The 638-nt window shown below is 64.6% G+C and carries 1 pseudogene; it reads right to left on the bottom strand.

Annotation, left to right across the window (positions count from 1 at the left end):
* Positions 1 to 163, bottom strand: a pseudogene (locus IF89_RS44155) (IS5/IS1182 family transposase); the annotation flags it as partial.
* Between the last annotated feature and the right edge of the window lie 475 nt (positions 164 to 638).

Below are 638 nucleotides of genomic sequence, written 5' to 3'. Positions count from 1 at the left end.
CGACCGTGTTCCGTTCCTTGCAGAGGTCGGCGTCATGACTGACGGGCCGGCCGCCTCGTGCGCCCTTCTTCTTCCGGTTGGCGACCTGGTCCCGCTTTTCGGGGATGTCTGCCTTGATCCCGCGTCTGCGCAGGTAGGCGCGATTCTTCCGGGAGGTGTAGGCCTAATAGGCATCGAGGTTGGCTGCTGTTGGCCTTGGCAGGGGCCGTGTGAGACGTCGGTGCTGTATGCCGTGCCTGGGAGTGCTTCGACAAGAGGGACGCCTGCACGGCCCCTGCCCCTGTGACCGCGGCGGCCGTCCATGCTTCGGTCGTACCGCCGCCGGCCGAGTGCGCCCAGGCGCACAGGGGTGACGACGGAAGCGCACGGCCCGAAGGGCCGGACATCCTGGGATGAGACAGGCGCACATCGCCTCCCGTCCCATCCGTCGCATCCACCGGCCCACGGGCATCAAGTACCTCCGCAGCCTCACCCGCACCACAATCTCGCATCCTGGGAATCGCCAGATATGCGGGTAATCCAGTCGAAAACGCCCTCTAAGAGGGCGTTTAGCCCATATTCGGGGTTCTTTATATGGGTCTGCGCTCTGGTTTGGCTGGGACCACTGAGGCTGGTGTGAGTAGTGGTGCATGAGTCGC

Origin of the sequence: Streptomyces sp. NRRL F-2664, assembly GCF_000719345.1 — a bacterium.
Taxonomy (GTDB): domain Bacteria; phylum Actinomycetota; class Actinomycetes; order Streptomycetales; family Streptomycetaceae; genus Streptomyces.
This window is presented reverse-complemented; position numbering and strand designations above follow the sequence as displayed.